At 43.5% G+C, this 1,094-nt stretch carries 2 protein-coding genes; both read left to right on the top strand.

The window, feature by feature from the left end:
• The coding region (locus tag R8N47_RS23660) for a HAMP domain-containing sensor histidine kinase (protein ID WP_318185909.1) at positions 1–933 on the top strand (933 nt) is incomplete at its 5' end.
• The coding region (locus R8N47_RS28900) for a response regulator (RefSeq protein ID WP_412034477.1) at positions 923–1,094 on the top strand (172 nt) is incomplete at its 3' end. The genes R8N47_RS23660 and R8N47_RS28900, both read left to right, overlap by 11 nt.

Below are 1,094 nucleotides of genomic sequence, written 5' to 3'. Positions count from 1 at the left end.
AACGTAGATAAAGTCTACAAGCATTTGGACTTACATCCCTTACAGAAACCTTGGGCGCAAAAGGTTCAAGAGTGGCTACATAAAAACCAAGCAGTCGCTATCGCAGCGCTGCTAACATTGGTGTTGCTGACTATCTATCACTTTTGGCTAGAGTGGAAGTTCAAACGTAGTAGAGAAAAGTTGAAAGCTACCCTCAATGATTTACGTCGCAAGAGTAGCATGTTGGAACACGCTCAACGTATTACGATTGTGGGAGAATTAGGCAGCAGTATCGCACATGAAATTAATCAACCATTGGCTGCGATTAAAAACTACAGCCAAGGTGCAAAGATGCGGATGGAGCAAGGCACTACACCCGAGGAAATGTTGCCGATAATAGAGAAAATTCAACAACAAGTGACGTCTGCGAGTGACATAGTGCAGCGTTTACGTAGTTTGATTCACCGGACGCCAATCGAGAAAAGCTGGGTTGACTTACCTGCCGTCATCAATGATGCAATGAAGTTGGTGGATTATGAGTTCCAACGTCACAATATCCAACTAGGTGTGATGTATTCGGGCGAGGTACAAAACGTTTATGCGGATGTGACTGGATTGCAACAGGTGATCATTAATGTGCTTAATAACGCCAAAGATGCCTGTCTTGCTCATTCGACTTCGCAAAAAGAGTTGTTTGTTGATCTCCATGTCAGCTTTTGTGATGACGTTGTCATCATTGATGTCATGGATAACGGGGTCGGGCTCGAAGAGCAAAATCCCCCTCTTGATCAGCCTTTTTATACCACGAAGGAAAATGGCCTAGGGCTAGGGCTTGCTATTTGTCGCGATGTAATTGAAGCGCACCAAGGTTCCATCAATTTTAGGTCAATTGACCCATCTGGGTGCCAAGTGACTATCGTTTTACCATATCAGGAAGCTCAGAATGAGTCGTAATCTTTGTCCACTTTATATCGTTGACGATGAAGTGCCTGTTTTAGAATCAATGGCCTTTATGTTAGAAAGTTATGGTTATAGCGTCGATGTCTATTCAAACGGGCAAGATTTCTTACAGAGTGTGAATCTGCATCAAGCTGGATGTGTATTGTTGGATAGCC

It is taken from the genome of Vibrio sp. 2132-1 (assembly GCF_033344315.1).
The sequence above is the reverse complement of the archived record's forward strand: the minus strand, read 5'-3'. Positions and strand labels throughout refer to the sequence as shown.